This window comes from Neptunomonas sp. ABH4_499, from assembly GCF_056160565.1.
The window spans coordinates 238,043-257,540 of sequence record NZ_JBSWXK010000003.1 but is presented as its reverse complement, the minus strand read 5'-3'; the positions used below and the strand labels follow the sequence as shown (position 1 = coordinate 257,540).

The 19,498-nt window shown below is 49.0% G+C and carries 20 protein-coding genes; 13 read left to right on the top strand and 7 right to left on the bottom strand.

Annotated elements, in window-relative coordinates; translation table 11 throughout:
* The first annotated feature begins 26 nt into the window (after positions 1-26).
* Positions 27-1,967, top strand: coding sequence for a methyl-accepting chemotaxis protein (locus ACXAF9_RS04545; protein WP_475070994.1), 1,941 nt, complete (start codon positions 27-29; stop codon positions 1,965-1,967).
* Between the two features lie 131 nt (positions 1,968-2,098).
* Here ACXAF9_RS04545 and ACXAF9_RS04540 read toward each other — a convergent pair whose 3' ends face one another.
* The 3 genes from ACXAF9_RS04540 to ACXAF9_RS04530 form a co-directional block, all read right to left on the bottom strand.
* On the bottom strand, positions 2,099-3,646 hold the full coding sequence (locus ACXAF9_RS04540; RefSeq protein ID WP_475070991.1) for a tripartite tricarboxylate transporter permease: 1,548 nt from the start codon (positions 3,644-3,646) through the stop codon (positions 2,099-2,101).
* A gap of 2 nt (positions 3,647-3,648) precedes the next feature.
* Positions 3,649-4,122: a tripartite tricarboxylate transporter TctB family protein gene (locus ACXAF9_RS04535; protein WP_475070989.1), complete on the bottom strand. Its 474-nt coding sequence runs from the start codon at positions 4,120-4,122 to the stop codon at positions 3,649-3,651.
* Positions 4,123-4,203: 81 nt separating this feature from the next.
* A complete protein-coding gene (locus tag ACXAF9_RS04530) occupies positions 4,204-5,187 on the bottom strand; it encodes a tripartite tricarboxylate transporter substrate binding protein (protein ID WP_475070987.1) in 984 nt (327 codons plus the stop codon).
* A gap of 226 nt (positions 5,188-5,413) precedes the next feature.
* Between ACXAF9_RS04530 and ACXAF9_RS04525 the strand changes: the two genes are divergently transcribed.
* The 3 genes from ACXAF9_RS04525 (at position 5,414) to ACXAF9_RS04515 (ending at position 8,371) form a co-directional block, all read left to right on the top strand.
* Positions 5,414-7,027, top strand: coding sequence for an ATP-binding protein (locus ACXAF9_RS04525; protein ID WP_475070985.1), 1,614 nt, complete (start codon positions 5,414-5,416; stop codon positions 7,025-7,027).
* On the top strand, positions 7,020-7,709 hold the full coding sequence (locus ACXAF9_RS04520) for a response regulator (RefSeq protein WP_475070983.1): 690 nt from the start codon (positions 7,020-7,022) through the stop codon (positions 7,707-7,709). The genes ACXAF9_RS04525 and ACXAF9_RS04520 overlap by 8 nt, the downstream gene beginning before the upstream one ends.
* A gap of 194 nt (positions 7,710-7,903) precedes the next feature.
* Positions 7,904-8,371, top strand: a complete 468-nt coding sequence (locus ACXAF9_RS04515) for a hypothetical protein (RefSeq protein WP_475070981.1) — start codon at positions 7,904-7,906, stop codon at positions 8,369-8,371.
* Between the two features lie 14 nt (positions 8,372-8,385).
* On the opposite strand, the gene ACXAF9_RS04510 is transcribed toward ACXAF9_RS04515, so the two are convergent.
* Positions 8,386-9,315, bottom strand: a complete 930-nt coding sequence (locus ACXAF9_RS04510; RefSeq protein ID WP_475070978.1) for an AraC family transcriptional regulator — start codon at positions 9,313-9,315, stop codon at positions 8,386-8,388.
* A 186-nt stretch (positions 9,316-9,501) separates the two neighbouring features.
* Here ACXAF9_RS04510 and ACXAF9_RS04505 point away from each other — a divergent pair, with 186 nt between their 5' ends.
* The 7 genes from ACXAF9_RS04505 to ACXAF9_RS04475 all read left to right on the top strand — a co-directional run bounded on the left by ACXAF9_RS04505 (position 9,502) and on the right by ACXAF9_RS04475 (position 15,330).
* A complete protein-coding gene (locus tag ACXAF9_RS04505; RefSeq protein ID WP_475070976.1) occupies positions 9,502-10,587 on the top strand; it encodes an aldo/keto reductase in 1,086 nt (361 codons plus the stop codon).
* Between the two features lie 38 nt (positions 10,588-10,625).
* Positions 10,626-11,009, top strand: coding sequence for a RidA family protein (locus ACXAF9_RS04500; protein WP_475070974.1), 384 nt, complete (start codon positions 10,626-10,628; stop codon positions 11,007-11,009).
* Between the two features lie 183 nt (positions 11,010-11,192).
* The gene (locus tag ACXAF9_RS04495; RefSeq protein ID WP_475070972.1) at positions 11,193-12,668 is read left to right on the top strand and encodes a DUF3360 family protein; all 1,476 of its coding nucleotides are present in this window, start codon (positions 11,193-11,195) and stop codon (positions 12,666-12,668) included.
* An 81-nt stretch (positions 12,669-12,749) separates the two neighbouring features.
* Positions 12,750-13,400: a 5,6-dimethylbenzimidazole synthase gene (gene bluB / locus ACXAF9_RS04490; RefSeq protein ID WP_475070970.1), complete on the top strand. Its 651-nt coding sequence runs from the start codon at positions 12,750-12,752 to the stop codon at positions 13,398-13,400.
* 197 nt (positions 13,401-13,597) lie between these two features.
* On the top strand, positions 13,598-13,795 hold the full coding sequence (locus ACXAF9_RS04485; protein WP_475070967.1) for a hypothetical protein: 198 nt from the start codon (positions 13,598-13,600) through the stop codon (positions 13,793-13,795).
* Between the two features lie 184 nt (positions 13,796-13,979).
* A complete protein-coding gene (locus ACXAF9_RS04480; RefSeq protein WP_475070964.1) occupies positions 13,980-14,279 on the top strand; it encodes a c-type cytochrome in 300 nt (99 codons plus the stop codon).
* Positions 14,280-14,331: 52 nt separating this feature from the next.
* The gene (locus ACXAF9_RS04475) at positions 14,332-15,330 is read left to right on the top strand and encodes a nitroreductase family protein (protein WP_475070962.1); all 999 of its coding nucleotides are present in this window, start codon (positions 14,332-14,334) and stop codon (positions 15,328-15,330) included.
* On the opposite strand, the gene ACXAF9_RS04470 is transcribed toward ACXAF9_RS04475, so the two are convergent.
* Positions 15,325-16,200, bottom strand: coding sequence for a ThiF family adenylyltransferase (locus tag ACXAF9_RS04470; RefSeq protein WP_475070960.1), 876 nt, complete (start codon positions 16,198-16,200; stop codon positions 15,325-15,327). The genes ACXAF9_RS04475 and ACXAF9_RS04470 overlap by 6 nt on opposite strands.
* 269 nt (positions 16,201-16,469) lie before the next feature.
* On the opposite strand from ACXAF9_RS04470, the gene ACXAF9_RS04465 reads away from it, so the two are divergent.
* Positions 16,470-17,294, top strand: coding sequence for a PEP-CTERM sorting domain-containing protein (locus ACXAF9_RS04465; RefSeq protein ID WP_475070958.1), 825 nt, complete (start codon positions 16,470-16,472; stop codon positions 17,292-17,294).
* 69 nt (positions 17,295-17,363) lie between these two features.
* Here the strand turns inward: ACXAF9_RS04465 and ACXAF9_RS04460 are convergent, their stop codons facing one another.
* Together ACXAF9_RS04460 and pomA are read right to left on the bottom strand one after the other, a co-directional pair.
* Positions 17,364-18,308 (bottom strand): flagellar motor protein MotB, encoded by a 945-nt coding sequence (locus ACXAF9_RS04460; RefSeq protein ID WP_475070956.1) that lies wholly within the window; start codon positions 18,306-18,308, stop codon positions 17,364-17,366.
* A gap of 13 nt (positions 18,309-18,321) precedes the next feature.
* On the bottom strand, positions 18,322-19,080 hold the full coding sequence (gene pomA / locus ACXAF9_RS04455; protein WP_475070953.1) for a flagellar motor protein PomA: 759 nt from the start codon (positions 19,078-19,080) through the stop codon (positions 18,322-18,324).
* A 169-nt stretch (positions 19,081-19,249) separates the two neighbouring features.
* On the opposite strand from pomA, the gene ACXAF9_RS04450 reads away from it, so the two are divergent.
* The gene (locus ACXAF9_RS04450) at positions 19,250-19,498 is read left to right on the top strand and encodes an exodeoxyribonuclease VII small subunit (protein WP_475070951.1); all 249 of its coding nucleotides are present in this window, start codon (positions 19,250-19,252) and stop codon (positions 19,496-19,498) included.

Sequence of the window (19,498 nt, the reverse complement as noted above, 5' to 3'; positions counted from 1 at the left end):
CCAACGATCCCTGTGTGGAGCAGAGTATGACCATTAAGCAACGATTGATCCTGATTGTGTTGGCAGCTGTTATCTTGCCGATGGCAGTAACCACGATCATTGCCGTACTGGAGTTTCGATCCAGTGCCGAGAAAACGTACCGGCGCGGTGCCGAGCAGCAGATGATACAAATCAACCAGACGTTTGAGACCTACTTAAACGGAATGACACAGGGCGTGACCTTCCTATCGAAAACCGATGCCTTAAAAGCATTGGATGATTCTGTCGTCAACTATTTTGGTCCCAAAGGACCAATGACGCCTGAGCAAAACAGTCAAGTTGAGCGTGATGCGTGGCGACTCATGGAGGACTACGGTACCAGTAATCCTGACCTGATGTACGTCTACTTAGGTTTAGGTAACGGTGATTATGTCCAGTGGCCTAAAACCCCATTGGGTGAGTACAACCCAACTAAGCGCCCATGGTTCCAAGCTTCGATGAGTGAGCCTGGGAAGCCTGTCACTTCGCCTCCTTATGAGGATTTCACTACGGGTGATCCACTTGTACCTTACATGCACTCGTTTAAAACCGACTCAGGTCTTGATGCCGTTATCGCGATGGACATCTCGCTTGGCAAGCTGACGGAAATCGTGCGTACCGTTACCTTTGGTGATTCTGGGTATTTGATCTTGATCGACCAAACCGGCGTGGTGTTGGCAGACCCTGTTAATACTGACAACAACTTCAAAAAGGTGGCTGACTTAGGCGCAGATTATCAAGGCATGACGAACGGTACCTTGGATCATGTGACGCTCAACGGCCAAGACTGGTTGGTGATGACGCACAGCTCGGATAAGTCTGGCTGGCAAATGATCGGCCTGATCCCCGCCAGCGAAGTGTTTGCCGCCGCGGATGCGTTCCAGATTAAAGCCTTACTGATCAGCTTAGTGCTGCTTGCAGTGTTTGGGGCGGTAGGGGTCTGGTTCAGTAACCTGATGTGTCGTCCTATCAATGCCATGGCGCAAAGCATGGAAGAGATTGCCAACGGCGAAGGGGACTTAACCAAACGCTTACCCGAAAACGGCAGCGATGAGCTGTCGCAGTTGGCCGGTGCTTTCAACCGCTTTGTGGCGATGATCCATCAGTTGGTGAAAGACATCAGTGCTACCTCTTTGCATGTGGCGAACCAGTCGGATGAGGGGGCGAACATCTCTCAAACCATGGCAACCAGCGCGCGATCGCAATCCGATGCCATGGAGCAAGTGTCGGTTGCCTTTAATCAGATGGTTCAAACCGCAGCAGAAGTGGCGCGTAATTGTACTGATGCGGCCGGTTCCGCCGATCAAAGTCAGGAATACGTCAATACAGGGCAGCAATACATCGATCGTTCGGTAACCGCTGTTGAATCGCTGACACGTGGTATTGAAGATTCAAACCGATCAATGGAAGCCTTGGCGAATGAATCTCGAAATATCACAACCATCTTGGAGACGATTCGTGGCATCGCCGAGCAAACCAACTTACTTGCCCTTAACGCCGCCATCGAAGCCGCCCGTGCGGGGGATCAAGGTCGAGGCTTTGCGGTTGTTGCGGACGAGGTTCGAACCCTAGCCGGTCGTACTGCCGACTCCACGGCCGAGATCGACTCCATGATCGCATCTTTGACTTCGCAAACCGCCGAGGTGGCTGGCAAGCTTGAGAATACCTTGAAGTATTCAGAGCAGAGTATGAAGGCGACCGAGCAAACCCGCCAAGTGTTCACATCGATTCAAGACTCGGTGTCGACGATTCGCGATATGGCTCAGCAGATTGCCGCTGCAGCAGAAGAGCAGCAACAAGTATCGGAAGTGATTAACCGCAACATTGTTGAGGTCAATCAAGAGTCAACCGCGACTCAGGATCGCTCCGTTAAGTTGCATGAAAGTGCCACAAACCTGAAACGTGAAGCCCGCTCTCTGACGGATAAAGTGATCCGTTTTAAGGTGTAACTTAGCGTCATTAAAAAGCCCTGTTTCTGTGATTGAAGCAGGGCTTTTTTATTTTGATCAAGAAAAAAGACCAGATACCCGAAAGTATCTGGCCAATGTTTGACTGTCAGTTAGGTTCGAAAGGCCCCGAATTAACCCTCGCCTTCAGTCGAAACAGACCCTGGCGTTTCTGCTCTGTCTTTCACCGGACGCTTAATCAGCGTGCTAAACAGTGGCAAGAACAGAACAATCAACGAAATGATCATGATGGTCAGTGTCAGCGGGCGCTCCCACAGGAAGGCTAAGCTGCCATCGGAGATGGTTAGGGCACGGCTTAGGTTGCTTTCCATAATGCCACCCAAGATGAAGCCCAGTAGCATCGGAGCCATCGGGAACGAGAGCAGCTTCAGGAAGATCGCGATCACCGTGATCAGTACCATCATGTGAATATCAAAGGTGTTAAAGCTCACCAAGTACACGCCTGTGATCGAGAAGAACAAGATCAATGGGATCAGGATCGGACGTGGGATCACCAACAAGCGTGAAATGTACGGAATCAGCGGCAAGTTCAGGATCAAGAGCACCAAGTTACCGAAGTACATGGAGATGATCACCGACCAGAACACATCTGGGTTATCCACAAACAAACGTGGACCTGGCTGAATGCCGTAGGCGATTAACGCGCCCAGCATGATGGCCGTTGTACCAGAACCTGGAATACCCAGTGTCAGAAGTGGTACGAATGAACCGGTAGAGGCTGCGTTGTTGGCCGATTCAGGCGCCGCCAAACCGCGCAGGGCACCTTTACCGAATTTCAGTTTTTGCTTCGCTGAGGCTAGGTTACGTTCCAAACCGTACGCCAAGAAAGAAGCGATGGTCGCGCCCGCACCTGGCAGCACACCGACCAAGAAGCCGAACACAGAGGAGCGGGCAACCGTTGGTGCTACTTCTTTGATCTCTTCCTTGGACAGCTTCATGCTGCCAAGCGAAGACATGTCCATATCCGGCTCTTCTTCTTTGTGCTCACCTTTGAGCACGGTCATTACCACTTCAGCCAAAGCGAAGGTGGCCATAGCCAACAGCAGGAAGCTTACGCCGTCGATTAGGTCGATGTTGCCAAAGGTAAAGCGTGGGGCACCGGACATCACATCGGTACCGATGGTCGCAATCATCAAACCGAAAATGGTCATGATCATCGCTTTAAGTACCTGACCTTTGCCTGCAAAGGCGGCTACGGCGGTTAAACCTAAGATCATCAAAGCGAAGTAATCGCCTGATTGGAAACTAAGAGACACAGACGCTAAAGCTGGCGCGGCAAACAACAGGACGATGGCACCGATGGTACCGCCTGTGAATGAGGAATACGCCGCCAGTGCCAGTGCTTTACCCGCTTGTTTTTGTTGGGCTAATGGGTAGCCATCGAATGAGGTTACAACGGTACTGGCACAGCCCGGTGCATTAATCAAAATAGAGGAGGTCGAACCGCCAAAGACCGCACCGTAATACACACCCGCCATCAAAATGATGCCGGAGGAAGGATCCAACCCGTAAGTGACAGGGATCATCAAAGCCACGGCCGAAATAGGGCCAAGACCGGGTAACATGCCGATGAAGGTACCGGCGAAACAGCCTACAACCACCATTAAGATGTTGAAAGGCATGGTGGCCGTTTGAAGGCCTACGAGAATACCATCTAACATGATTAACCTCCTGCAACCATCGAGAAGAGTTTGCCTGGGGCCAGATAGATATCCAGCAACTGAGACAGCGCAAACCAGATGAATACTGCGAACGGCACAGAAGCGATCAACAGTGTTTTGATGCGACGCTCACCTAAAATCCAGTAGCCGCCGATCAGGAAGATAATGGTCGATAACAAGAAGCCGACCCACGTTAGAGCGATCGCAAACACCACGACCCACGCTAAGAGCTTAGCCACAAGAGCAAAGTCCAGTCCCTTAAGGTCAACGTGATTCTCACGGCTGCGATCGGCCGTAACCAGTAAAGCAATCGATAACCCAGCGCCTAAATAGGCCAGTGCCATCGGTAATGTTTGAGCATGGAATGGCTCATATTCATCACCCGGAAGCATGGGTATCTGAGTTGTGTAGTAGCCATAGGCCACCGATAAACAAAGAAAGACTAAACCGCCGATATGATCTTTTGAAATGCCCATACCATCCCCAGTTCTTGCAGATTTTGATTTTTTATAGATAAAGGGGCAGTGCGAACGCCGCTGCCCCTAGGGAGGAGAGACTTATTTCAGGAAGCCAAGTTCACGCATCAGGCTGCCGATCTCTTTCTCTTGGTTTTCCAGGAAGGTCGTAAACTCAGCACCTGGCTTGAAGATCTCAGTCCAACCGTTACGGTCACGTACGGTTGCCCACTCTTCTGTTTCGTACATCTTCTTCAGTACGTCTTGGTACTCTTGTGCTTTGGCATCGCTAAGACCTGGCGCACCAAAGAAACCACGCCAGTTAACGAAGGTCGCATCGTAACCCAGCTCTTTCAGAGTCGGTACGTCAGGCGCTGCAGCAGAGCGCTCTGCACCGGTCATTGCAAGGATGCGGATTTCGCCAGATTCGGCCAGCGCCAGTACTTCACTGAAACCCGTTGATAGGATTTGAGTCTCGCCAGACAAAAGACCAGCCATCGCTTTACCGCCTGCGTCGTAAGCGACATAACGAACCGCTTTCGGGTCGCCACCTGCGGCTTTAAACGCCATCGCTGCAACCAAGTGGTCCATGCTGCCACGAGCCGAGCCACCTGCGATTTTCACAGAGCGTGGGTTTTCTTTGTACTCAGCAACCACATCATTGAATGAGGTGTATTTAGAGTCCGTTGGTACAACAAACGCCGCGTAGTCACCGATGGTCGCAGCCACTGGAGTCAGGTCACGGAACGATTGAGGGAACACTTTAGACAGTGAGCGGATAACGATCGGTGTGGAGTTCACCAGCAAGGTATCGTCCGCTTGGTCTGAGATTTCGATCAGGTGTGCAATGGCTTTACCGCCGCCGCCACCAGACATGTTTTCGTAAGACGCTGTGCTCACAAGGCCTGATTTTGTCAGAGCTTCACCGGTACCACGAGCTGTACCATCCCAACCGCCGCCAGCGCCGCCAGGGATCAGAAAGTGAACAGAATCAACTTGAGCATTAACCGCACCTGCACTTAGGCAAGAAGCAACGGCCGCTGCACACAGGAAAGAACGCTTACGTGAAAAAAGTTTGGAGAACATATGAAAATCCTCTAATTGTTTTTGTTGGTTTCACTGCCCCAAAAGATAGGCAGCGAACGAGGATTTGAGAAGTTTATGAAATTAAAGAGCTTTTAAAACTTTAAGTGCATTTAGTTCATTTTGTTCACGGGTGGTTTTTACGATTCTTGGGTATACTGAATCAAACACACAACAACAATAAACAGCGATGTTCTTTTCCCTACGTGCTTTAAAGCTTAAAACACGGATGGTGTTGATTCTCGGTCTAATGGCATTGATGCAGACCGGCTTTATCGGGCTTTTCGCCCTACATTACTTATCCCACTCACTCGATGAGCAAATCGGCTTGCGTGCGATTCATGTCGCCAAAACCATCGCCGCCATGCCCAATATCGTTGATTTCGTCACCCGGCGTGACACCGATAACCTCGCCTCCTTAGCGGTCAACTTAGCTGAGAAAACCGAAGCGCGCTTCATCGTTATTGGGGATCACGAAGGTGTACGTTTAGCACACCCAACCCCGGGCAAAGTCGGAAAACCGATGCACGATGATGATGGCGATTTTAACGAGCCAGCCCTGCTCCATGGTGAGGCGTATTTACAAAAAGCGATGGGCAGCTTAGGCGCTACGATGCGAGGTAAAGCGCCCATTTTTGACGCGGATGACCATCACATCATCGGGATTGTGTCGGTTGGCTATATGCTGGGTAATGTGCAGTCGGTGATCGACCGTTACCGGGTGACATTAATCGTGGTGATACTGCTGGCGTTTACCGTCAGTGTCATGATTGCGTTGTGGATCGCGAATCACTTTAAACGCGCGATTTTTGGCTTAGAGCCTGAAGAGATCGCGCAGCTATTCGAAGAGCGAAACGCCACCTTGGAAACCGTACGAGAGGGGATTATCTCCATCAACACAGAGGGGATCATCACCACCTTTAACCGCACCGCCATCGAAACACTCGACTTGCCGAGTGACATCACGTTAACCGGACATCAGATCAACGACATCCTACCGCAAAGCCAGTTGTTGGAAGTCCTGAAAACCGGAGAGCCTCAGTTTGACCGAGAGGTCTGGCTGCACGATCGCAATCTGATTGTTAACCGACTGCCGGTGAAGCGGGATAACGAAATCATCGGCGTTGTGGCCAGTTTCCGATTAAAAGATGAGTTGGATTTGGTCAGCCGCAAGCTGACGCAGATTCAAAAATACGCCGAAACGCTGAACAGCCAATCCCATGAGTACTCCAATAAACTCCATACGATTGCTGGATTGCTACAGATTGATGCCAAAGAGGAAGCGCTTGCGCTGATCGGTCAAGAAACTCAGGATCACCAAAAGCTGATCAACTTATTGGTCAGAGCCGTACCAGACCCTGTGATCTCGGGCTGTATCTTAGGGAAATACAACCGTGCCCGTGAAATGGGGCTGGAGCTGATCCTAGACCCTGAAAGTGATATGTCGGAAATTCCAGAGCAACTGCCACGCGAGCACTTGGTCAGTATTCTTGGGAATTTGATCGATAACGCTTTAGAGGCCACACTGGAACATACAGGAGCCGGTGGCAACGTGATGATCTCTATGACGGACTTGGGTAATGACCTTATCTTTGAAGTCGAAGACGAAGGCCAAGGTGTACCAGAAGCCCTTCAAGAGCAGATTTTTGAAAAAGGCGTCACCACTAAAACCAGCATGGGCCACGGCTTTGGGCTTCACTTAGTGAAGCAGTTTATTGACCAGCTTGATGGGTCCATCACCCTTGAGACGGGCGAGCAGGGTGGGGCACGCTTTACGGTATACATACCCAAGCATTTGGCCACCCGAAATATAACCATAAAAGAACAGAACCGAGATGGATAAAATACGCGTCGTCATTGCAGAAGATGATCCGCAAATCGCGGAGATCCAAAAGCGTTTCCTTGAGCGGATTGACGGGTTCGAGCTGGTGGGCATTGCGCATGGTTTAACGGAAACGGCCGATCTTGTGGATATCCTAGAACCTGAGTTGCTGCTGTTGGATGTTCAGTTTCCGACCGGTACCGGTTTGGAGCTGCTCAAAGAGATTCGAGCCGACGATAAAAAGACCGATGTAATCCTCATAACCGCTGATAAAGAGGTCGATACACTGACCCAAGCGATGCGTGGAGGAGTGTTTGATTACATTCTAAAGCCTCTGGTATTTGAGCGTTTGCAGGAGTCTTTAAACAACTTTGCCGCGCACCTTGCTAAGCTTAAAGATGCCGAGTTGTTGGCTCAAACGGATGTTGACACCTTGCTGCCTCGCCAAACGACAGCCCCTAAGGATGAGAGTGAGAAAAAGCGCTTACCAAAGGGAATTGATCAGATCACCCTCAACAAAATCATGGCAGCCTTTGCTGAAAAACACACCTCTTGGAACGCTGAGGAATTAGGTGAACACATTGGTGTGAGCCGTACAACGGCTCGGCGTTATTTGGAATATCTTGTCAGTGTTAACGCTTTAGAGGCGCAAATCAATTACGGTGGACTGGGCCGACCCGAGCGTCGATACGTCGAAATGTAATGCGTTTGTTACTTTTTTCTGACAGTTTGGCCTGCTTGCTGGATTCTCTTTTGAGCTTGAGATATTCTTACGGCGCTTCAAGGCTGGTCGGCTCTGACCCATTTCATCATTGATGATGAACACACGCCTTGTCCAAATGTAATGGAAGACTTCGCCTAACTGGCGAGCACGATGTATACAAAAGGAGATTGTCGTTGAGCACGTTAAACACTCGCCCAGTACCTCTTTGGGGTGCCTTACCTCGAGTCCTGCAGTGGATTCTCTTTATTCCCGTCGTTATTGCCTTGTATTTGCTTTGCGGCTATTCCTTGAATCTGATACTCAGTGTCTTTGGGAGTAGCAACGACGTATTTTTCTTTACAAAAACCGCATTTCAGACCGGTGTGACCTGTATCCTACTGATCTTTCTTGCTTTCAAATTAGCGCCCAGCAAACCCTTTGTGTGTGCGGTGGCTTTTTATGCTGTGTTTTCTCTGCCGATGTTGGTGCACTTGCGCAAAAGCATTGATTTGTTCATCTACTCGTCGGTGATCTCATTTGATCGATGGGTCTTCGCCTCTCCGATACAAGCCGCCACTTGGTTAATCGTAGGCGCGTTTGCTCTGGTTTATGCGGGCAAGCTGATGAAAAGAAAGAACCTATCTGAGACGGCATCTGAATAAGTTGCTTGTGTGTCTTAGACACGACTCTCAATCGCGATTTCAGAGCGCATTATTGCTTTGTCTTTCCCGGGCGGTGCGCCAAAGAGTTTTCGGTAATCGCGGCTAAATTGGGATGGGCTTTCATAGCCCACTTGATAGCCGACACTCGCGACCTCTTGCTCCGTTAACAATAAGCGTCTCGCTTCCTGTAAGCGAACCAGCTTTTGAAATTGCACCGGTGTGAGCTGGGTAATGGCTTTAAAGTGACGGTGAAACGAGGCTGGACTCATATTCGCCATTGTGGCCAAATCGGCCACCTGAAACGTCTCTTGGTAGTGAGTGCGCATCCAAGCGGTCACTTGGCCAATCCTTGCGGTTTCGCTGTCTTTATTTCCGGTTCGTTGCAGTGCCTCCCCAAGTGGGGAGCGCAACAAGCGCCAGCAAATCTCACGACGGATTAATGGCTCCAACACGGCTTGATCCTCTGGCTGATCCAAGAGGCTCAGTAAACGCATGAAAGGATCGTACAAGTCCGTCGGCGCTCTCGCGGTCATCAAAGCCTGTTGAAAAGCGCGTTTAGTCGGTGGACGCATCGCCATGTCGGGATGCTCAACTAGCAGTTGGGCAACGGCGCTTGGATCGATCTCTAAGCTGATCGCAAGATATGGGTCTTGCAACGAGGCTTTCACAATACGCGAAATCACAGGCATATTGACCGAAGCAAACAAACAATCACCCGTGTGATACTCGACCGATAGATCCCCCACCGAGGTCAGTTTAGACCCCTGAAGCACTAGGCAAAACGAGGTTTGATACAGTGCGCGGATGGTGCCACTGGGTTCTATCGCTCGTGTGAGCCGAAGCCCTTGGATGGCATTGTCGGGGCCGTGCTGATGCCAACAGGACTCAACGCGATCGCGAAGGCTTGATAGGCCACTCGCTTCTTGGGTGTCTGTCATCTGCATTTGACGCGACCTCTCGTAGGAAGATTAAGTGAAGGAATCGATGATGTTGAGTGTACCGTGTGTCAGGGCGCTCACCACCCTTTTGTAATGCACTTGATAGGATTGTGCAATTACCTGAGAGTTTCTGCCACTCTCAACCACCCTAAACGGGCATAGCATGGAGTCACGAACTTAAGGAGACTTCATATGACCACTTCCAACGTTGTGAACAATCTGCCGACATCGGACCAACCATCTACTCTAAAGTACCGCACGTTAGGCCGCTCGGGCCTATTTGTATCCGAGCTGTGCCTTGGCACCATGACCTTTGGCGGCGGTGACGATATGTGGGGGATGATTGGCAAACTCCAACAAGACCAAGCTGATGAGTTAGTGCGAACGGCGCTGGACGCGGGCATTAACTTTATCGATACAGCCAATGTGTACGGACATGGCAATAGCGAGCGCATAGTTGGCCAGTCGCTGAAAAACTTAGCCGTTAATCGCGAGGATGTTGTGGTTGCAACCAAGGTGCTTGGTCCTATGAGGGCTGGGCCCAATGCGCGAGGCGCTTCGCGTGGGCATATCATCAATGAGTGCAAAGCCAGCCTCAAACGGCTTCAAACGGACTACATCGACTTGTATCAGATCCATGGCTTTGATCCTGCAACGCCTATGGAAGAAACCTTAATGGCCTTAAATACGCTGGTCGAGCAGGGGCATGTTCATCAAGTCGGTCTATCCAATTGGGCGGCATGGCAAGTTATGAAAGCTGTTGGTATGACCCAAGCGAAGCAACTCTGCCCGATTATTTCGTTGCAGGCCCACTACACCTTGGTTGGGAGAGATTTGGAGCGCGATGTGGTTCCGATGCTGGAATCCGAACAAGTCGGTTTGATGGTCTGGAGTCCGCTAGCGGGCGGGTATCTATCCGGCAAATACGAAGGGGAGCATGTCTCGGAGGATAATCGCCGAGCTAAGTTTGATTTCCCACCGGTCGATCGTGAGCGAGGTCGTAATGTGATTGCGGTGATGCGTGATATTGCCGCTGGCAAAGAACTGAGCGGACAGTCGGTAAGCGTGGCGCAGGTGGCGCTAGCTTGGCTTTTGCATCAACCCGTGGTGAGTAGCGTGATCATCGGTGCGAAGCGAATCGACCAATTAAACGACAACATCGCTGCCGCCAGCCTTACATTTACAGAGGAAGAGTTAAAGGCGTTGGATGAGGTCAGTCAATTGCCAGCTGAATACCCTGGGTGGATGATTGAGCGCCAAAGAAAATACCGTGCTTAATTCGTTAATTATTTGACATCAAAATGAGGGCACCAGAGATGCTTGAAAGACACAATTACAAGGAACTTGGAGATCCCGTTGGTCCTTATTCCCATGCGGTTAAACATCACAATACTCTTTATGTTTCGGGCCTAACTGCTTTTGGGCGGGTTCCGGCTATGAGTGATATCAAGAGTCAGGTAAAAGCGATTTTTGAGCAATTAAACATTATTGCGAAAACCGAAGGCGCAGGAATTAAGGACATCATAAAAGTCACCCTTTATGTCTCTTCGATGAAGTGCGTTGAGTCCTTGCGAGAGGCCTTAGCCTCAAATTATGAAGGGTGCTTTCCGGCCAGTTCATTAGTCGAAGTAGCGTCATTATTCAGTCGAGATATCGATATTGAATTAGAAGCAATCATTGCTTTACCTGAAACTATTTGAATAAATGTTCAAAAAACGAACCCTGTATCGTTAAGGGTATCTTGCTGGACACTCTTAACGGACCGATTTCTGTAGTCTTTTATTTTTCAAATACTTAACCTTTAGTCTACCCATGCCAAAGGTCTGATTGTTGATTGATTCAGAGCATTTTAGAGTGGATTTTTTTACTCAGTCGGACTCGTCATGGAAGATAATAAAAAATCTAACTATCAGACATCACGCAAACCCCGTTCCGCTTTTGCCACGCGTGCAGAATACTTGGACCACGAGCTGCAATCCATGTCGCCACGACGCTGGCGTCCCAATTTACCGTTTCGCGATTACCGGTTCGAAATAGAAGACTGGGTGCCAGCCATGGCCGCGACCATTGGCAAAATTGTGATGGTGGCTGCGGTGGTAGGGGCTTTTGCGGCACCCCTTGGGTTATCCCCTGAATTTGTGATTGAGAATGCGCGATTCGAGATGTTGATCGCGGCTGTGCTCTTTGTGGTATTGGTCTCTGGTTTTTTAAACCCAACCAGTAACCTTGCCGGTACCCATGGGCCATTGATTCCCCTGATTCCTTTAATCGTAGCCTCTGGCGGGCACCCGATGGCGTTAGGGATATTGATTGGGGTCTTTGGATTTATCTTGGGCTTCTCCAAAGGGGGGAGTTTGCTGGCGAAATTGACCAGTAAAGGGGTTTGTGGCGGCTTGCTTCTCTATCTGGGCTTTATCGGCGTAACAGGGCAGGTGGCAAAGCTCTATGCATGGGCCGAAAGCTTCGATATGGCGTACATCGCCTTTGTGGTGATCATCTGTACCATCATCATGTACGCCTGGCTTGAGCACATCCAGATGCGTTGGTTAGCGATTCCGTTGGGCTCTGTGCTGGCGGCGGCGATCGCCTTTGCGCTAGGGGCTCCTTTCGAGTTCACCACAGAGCCTGGTATTCCCAACCTAAACCCAGCGTATTGGTGGGGTGAGGATACCGGCTGGCAGTTGGGCTTGCCTCAGTTAGAACACTTTATTGCGGTTGCGCCGTTTGCGGTGTTAGCCGTGGCCATGTGGTCACCTGACTTTTTAGGCCATCGCGTGTTTCAGGAGTTAAGCTATCCGAAAAACACCGACAAAGTCTTGATGAACATTGATGACACCATGCTCAGCACCTCCGCTCGCCAAGCGGTCGGCAGTTTACTGGGTGGCGGTAACCTTTCGTCTTCATGGGGGACGTACATTGTTCCGGCGGCGATTGCTCGCCGTCCTATCCCAGCAGGTGCCATCCTAACAGGCCTCTTGTGTGTGGTTGCCGCGCTTTGGGGCTACCCGATGGACTTGGCCATCTGGCAACCCGTTTTAAGTGTGGCCTTGATCGTGGGTGTTTTCTTGCCGCTGCTGGAGGCGGGTATGCAGATGACCCGAGAAGGTAAAACAACCCAGTCGGCTGCGATTGTGATCTTCTCATCAGCCTTAGTTAACCCGGTATTTGGCTGGTCTCTAACCATGGTGCTCGATAATTTAGGGCTGATCGGCTGTAAAGAGCGCGGCAAAGAGCTAGGCCATTCTGGCCGCTGGATCATTCCTGGTATTACCTTTGTGATCTTATGCTCGGTGATGGCCATGATTGGTATGTTCCCAGGCATTCCGGCGTTAATGGAGTCATTCCGTACACTTGGCTAATCCTGTTAAGCCAACCGATCTTCGTGGCCGAAGGTCGGTTGGTGTACACTTTGGCGTTTTAACGATCGATGTTATTTCGCCATGAGCCAAAAAACCTTCACGTTTGATGATCAAGCAACGCTCGAAGCCTTGTTAATGCATCGTCGAGATGTCCGTGGAAACAACTTCCTGCCGGATCCTTTGCCTGACGAGGCGGTGGATCAGATTCTTTATGCCGCCTCTTTGGCGCCTTCGGTCGGATTCTCCCAGCCTTGGGAGTTTGTTATTGTGAAAGACCCATCCATCAAAGAGCTCATTCACCAAAGCTTTCAGTCGGTGAATCAAAGCGCGGCCGACACGTTTAGTGACGATAAACAATCCCAATACAATCGGCTGAAACTCGAAGGGATTCTTGAAACCCCCGTGAATATTGCGGTGTTTTACAAACCTTCTGAAGGGCCTGTACTTGGGCAGCACTCGATGCTGGAAGCTGGCGAGTACAGTGTGGTGTGCGCCATCCAAAACATGTGGCTGATGTCCCGTGCGATGAACATCGGAATGGGCTGGGTCAGCATACTGAACCCCGATGATGTAAAAAAAGCGCTTAATGCCCCGAAAGATCACAAACTGGTGGCTTATCTATGCCTTGGGTACGTTAAAGAGTTTTACCCCATACCGGAGCTTGAAACGCTGCGTTGGGAAAAACGCAAAGATCTTGAATCGGTTGTTTATCAAGATCGATTTCCGGGGTAGGTTTTCTTGCTTTTGGCGTTTGCGTCGCTGTCAGTAATCATGTCGTATCCACTGATCTAGATCACCCTTGTTGCCTTTCAGACTCTTGAAGATGAATCGGAACTTAATTAAATTCATAGAGTCTTATTGGAGTGACATTTTTTTGTCACATTTTTCTCAGATCATACATAACGTTTATAAGAAAAGAGGAAATGAACATGGAACGACATCAACTACAGGCACAAGTAACTCATCTACTTAAACGCGGACTGACACAAGAAGAGATCCGCCGTGCATTCGACTTACCGAACGCCATCATCGATGAAGTAATCCAAGCGTGCCAACACAACTTGGCTAACGAAAAGCGTTATCAAGATAGCCAGCAAAACCAAGCCTCATTCGCCATGCGCCTGTGAGGCCTTCACCGCTTTACCGAAGACAGCTCCGTTGAAACCCCTTGGGTTTTCATCGGAACGGGTCTGACCCATCTTGCGACAATCTGCCACACTCTTTTTCCTAGATATTGCTTTAGTCACTCCCACAATCCCCCTATGATGTGTCTGTTTGCGAGCACAAACATACTAATAAAGGGATGAATCGATGAGAAACGTATTATTGATGGCCGTAGCCCTGCTAACGCCTATGGCGGCTTACGCTGAACGCTCAGGCGAAGAGGTGTACAACGCTAAGTGTTTTGTTTGTCATGCTTCAGGCGTTGCGAATGCGCCTAAATTGGGTGACAGCGCAGCTTGGTCTTCGCGGGCGGACAAAGGCATAGAGGGCCTGTTAAAAACGGCGAAAACAGGGATCAATGCGATGCCACCAATGGGCACTTGCATGGATTGTACCGATAAAGAGATGACCGCAGCTATCCAATACATGCTGGATAATTCTAAGTAAACTGCTATAAAGAAAGCTATGTGACTGATCACATAGCTTTTTGGAGCAGGTTATGGATAACATCGTAAAAGAACTCATCAACGCCGCACATTACCACCCCTCTGCCGATAACTCTCAGCCTTTAAGTTATCGGATTACTCACCAAGGCTTTGTCGCTTATTATGATGAAAAACGTGTTTCTGGACTGACGTTTGAAGCGACTAACCCTGCTATACGCATTGCCATTGGCGCTATGATCTGGAATGTTGAGCAAAGGGGACAAGAGATTGGTGTCGATGTTGAGTATTCGCTTAATGATGATCTAACAGAGGTGTCCTTCACGGTTGAGGGGGAGCCTAAAAATGCCCTAAACAGTGAAAGCCTTGTTTATCAGCGCTGCACCAATCGAGCTCCTTTTTTGCCAATAGATCAAGCAACTTTGATCGGGTTGGAAGACCTCTTCGCTGAAGAACCTGCTCTATTAGTTTCCGATGATCAAAAACAATCATGGATTGACTTAACCCAAGCGGCGTCTAGCATTCGTTTTCAGGTCCGTGAGATCCATGAATTACTCAGTAAAGCCATCACTTATGATTCGAATCCGGAGAGTGGCTTAAGTTTGGCCAGTCTTGGACTGCCTTGTGGCGCTAAGCCGATGGTGCGATGGATTTCCGATTGGAAAAATCTCTCAAGAATGAACCGAATTGGTGCTTATAAATTATTGGCAAGTGAAGAAGTAAAACTTCTAAAAAAAGCTGGCGTAATCGGTGTAGTTTACACCGAGGACGATAATTATATTGAAGCAGGTAAAGCGACTGGCCGTCTTTGGAGTCGTATTAATCAGCTTGGCTTGTCAGTGCATCCTTACTACGTAATTACTGATATCACTCATAGGTATCGCGAACAGACGTTACCTAAGGACTTTGCGGATGAGGCTAGGGAAGTACTAGCCAGTTACCATAAGTGGGTTTGCCCCAATTACAACCCGGTCATCATGTTTCGTATCGGTAACGCTAAGAAAGTGCTTCCTCGCTCTGGGCGATATCCTGTCGAAGAATTGATCACATCATGATTTTTCTGAAACCACTTTTTTAACGATTTTAAACAGTAATTTTTGTATTGGGTGTTTGTTGCCTCCTAGGCGGTGTGTTTTTTTAAGCTTATTTTTATAAGCATCAAAATGTAAGCCTTTGGGGGCCGCAAGCACGTCGCCTCTGCCTAACAAAATTTTGAGTGCATTTACGCCGACAACACCTGCGCACATATCGCAGCTCATGACAGTTGATGGCCCGATCCCTTTTTTAAAGTCTACGCGTGACTCATCCACTAAATAACCCATTTGCAGAAGTGATGGTGAAAGGCCGATTAAAAAGCGAATTAAATCATCCTCCAACATTGGTCCATCCAATGTGCCTTGGAAATTAAAGTACTGTTCAAAAGACATTTTTCCAGGTTTGAAGTATAAAAAAGCGGTTCCCATACCCAACGGTGCTGCTGTTACAGCAGGGACTCCCTTTTCATGGCATGCTTTAAAGACGCGTCTTCGAATGGGCAGGCAAAAGAAGTCTAAAGAATCTACATATAAATCAACGCCATCAAGAAACTCATCTAAGTTATCTTCGCTAATTCCTTGAGGGAAGGTTGTAATCGCAGAATTTGGGTTGATGTCTTGGGCGATCTCTTCCATGACATCCAGTTTTTTTCGGCCTATGGTAGAGCAGAAAGCGCCGCTTTGACGGTTAAAGTTATGTATTTCAAACTCATCAAAATCCGCGATGTGGAAGTGAGTACATCCCAACCTCGATAGTGTCAGCAGGTGTGTACCTCCCACGCCACCTAACCCGGCTATGGCTATTTTTTTGGTAGAGAGAAGCGTTTGTTCTTCCTCGGTTACCCAGCCAATGTTACGGGAAAATGCTTTTCTGTAGTCAAAATAAGACATTATTTATTACCGGCTTAATTTTACATCTATATTATTTTAGCCTTAAAAACGAGTTTTATATAAAATCTATTTGATGTCATGGTTTTTTATTAGGTGTCTCTTAAGGGAGACTTATTTGTTGTCTGATGTCGTCAATAAAACTTACATTTCAGTAATAAATATAAACCCTAGCTTTATTAAATTTCTTAAATATCAGCTATTTGTTGTATTAGGCATGGGGTTTGCATTTATTAGAATGCTGATATCCAATTTCGAAATGGAGCACAAAAATGGAACTTAAAAAGCTACTTGCTACTTCGGCAACAGCGCTGGCTTTGAGCACGACAGCTCAAGCGCAGGTTGTCAATGTTGGCGGTGTGACATGGGATACTGAGGCAGCGGCTGACTTCTTCTCAGAAGCAACCCTGACTGAGATCACTGTCCAAACAACAAACGACGTTTTAGCCGGTTTCGGTAAAATTACATCGGTTAACTCTCTGACAGGCCCTAATGAATCCTCATTTTGTTCTGGCTGTGAACTGACCTTCTCTTTTGGTGGTTACACACTGGTTGAAGAAGTGGCGGGTACTTCAGAGTTTTACTTCAGCGGTGGTTACCTAAACTTCTACGTTGATGATACGCCTGATTACGAACTAACCCTGGATGCAGATGGTGGTCTATCGACTGCGACTGACGGTGTACTTTGGTTATCGCTTGCTGCAGTGGACTACTATGAATTCACTTACGGCGCTGTAGGCTCTTTGTTCGGTACACTGACAGCTGGCTCTATCTCAAGCCCAGATGCTGATGAGCGTGGTTCAGGTAACGGTTACTTGGAAGTTGTTGGTGGTTTGGCTGCTGATTACTTCGATACGGATACGTTCGAAGATATTCAACTAGATGCTGCAGGTACCGCTTACACAACAGCTGACTTCCTGTTCTCTTCTAGCTTCCAGCCTAATATCGCTGGTGCTGGTGGCCTAGCGCTGCGCGGTTCTGGCGAACTTCAAGGTGATTCTGTAGGCGTTCCTGAGCCTTCATCTATCGCTTTGCTGGGTGCTGGCGCACTGGCAGCGGGTTTCGGCTTCCGTCGTCGTAAGCAGAACAAAGCGTAAGCTAACACATTTTGTACATGTACAAAAAAGGCAGTGTTGATCACTGCCTTTTCGTTTCAAGCGTTTAATTTAAAATATCTCATCCTGAGGCAGTGGCGCACCCTCTGTATCATCTAAGCCGCGTGCTTGGATCTTCTCTAGAAGTTCCTTATCTTTGCCTCGTTGGATCACAATCTCCACTCGACGGTTCGTTGCTCGGTTCTCCGCGGTGTTGTTAGGCGCAAGCGGTCTTGTATCGCCATGCCCAATGATCTGATATTGACTTTGATTAATGCGCGGGTCGTCGAACAACTCGTTCGCAACCGCGAGTGCACGAGCAGCGGATAGATCCCAGTTGGAATAGAAGCGGCGTCCTGAGTATGGGATGTTATCGGTATGCCCTTCGATTGACACTTTTCCACTGACTTCCAGAAGCACGTCTCGAATTTTAGCCATTACTGGAATGTAGTCGTACTTTAATTCAGCAGATCCAGACTCGAAAGAGCCCTTTTCTTTAACTCGAATGATTACCTTGGTTTGATCGGTTTCTACCTCGACCGCCCCTTCGCCAATCTCTGCGGCTAATGCTTGTGCGAACTGAACGGCTTGCTCTTTGGCTTCCTCTTTCATTTGCTCCTGAACCTCTTGGAGCTCCTGCATCAAGGTCGCCTCACCATCTTGTTTATCCTTGGTCTCGGCGTCCCCCTCGATCGATCGAATATCCAAGGTGTTCATATTGTTGTTGACCGTCATCTGTCGCACTTCATTCAAGGGGGTAGGCTCTGGCCGACCAGGGCTGAACTCCTGCGCGATGATCGAGGTCCCCTTGGGGATATCTTCAACTTTGATCTGGTTTTGTACACCAAACGCCTCGCGCATGGAGCCTGCGAGCTGTTTAAACTTCAACACATCCATCTCGGAGAACGAGAGCAGCAGTACGAAGAAGCACATCAACAGTGACATCAAGTCAGCAAAGGTTGCAAGCCACCCAGGTAACCCCGCGGGACACGGTGGACATTCGAGTTCTTCACTCATCGGTTATCCTCCGTTATTTATCCGGGGTGCCACGTTTTTTCTCAGGCAGGTAGTTGCGTAGCATCTGCTCAATAACGCGTGGGTTTTGACCGGCTTGAATGGCCAGCAGCCCATCAATAATCATTGCTTGGTTTAATGCTTCTTCATCTTTACGAACGGACAGTTTATCCGCGATAGGAAGCACCACCATGGTTGCGATCATCGCGCCATAGAGAGTTGTTAAAAGAGCAACCGCCATCGCGGGGCCGATGGATTTCGGGTCACTCATGTTAGAGAGCATCTGTACCAGACCAATCAACGTACCGATCATCCCCATCGCCGGGGCAACATCCCCCATCGCTTTGAAGATATCGACTCCGGCATCATGTCGATCGGCGGTGAGTTTGGATTCTTTGTTAAGAAGGCCTTTGACGATTTCTGGGTCGTGACCGTCGACCAGAAGTTGAATGCCGCGCTGCATAAAATCGCTGCTGACGGTTTTATCTTCAAGAGAGAGTAGGCCGCCCTTACGCGCCGCATCCGCCAATTCGACGGTTTCGCTGATGATTAGGTCCGGTGCGATCGATTTGAACATGAAAGACTTACCCATGACTTTCGCAAGTCCAAGGTATTGTCCAAGGGTAAATTTCATCATCGCGACAAGGATGGTACCCCCTACCACAATCAGCAGAGACGGTACGTTCACAAATACGCCGACATCACCACCGGTGACCATGGCCGCGATTACAATACCAAAGCCGCCTAAAAGTCCGACGAGCGTTGCTATATCCACAGAAATCTCCTCTCTTGCCGCTAGATGACTATTTGTTCATCTTGTTTTCAGGGATAATGCCCGAAAAACGGTTGTTCACTAATTCAGCCAATGTATCGGCCAACAAGCGTTTTAATTGACCTTGTTTCGGCCAAACTTTGAGAAATTTAGTCAGACTGGTGAGTACCTGATGCCCCGCAAAAAGAAAACACTCGACTTTGAACAGGCTTTAAGCGAACTGGAAGCCATCGTAGACCGCATGGAACAAGGCGAGTTGTCCCTAGATGCGTCCTTGCAGGCGTATGAAGATGGCGTCAAGTATGTTCGTGAGTGTCAGTCTTTTCTCGATCAGGCCGAGCAGAAAATTCAGCTCATCAGCCAACAACCTGACGGTCAAATCGTCAGTGAACCTTTTGCGCCATCCATTGATGCGGAGTAA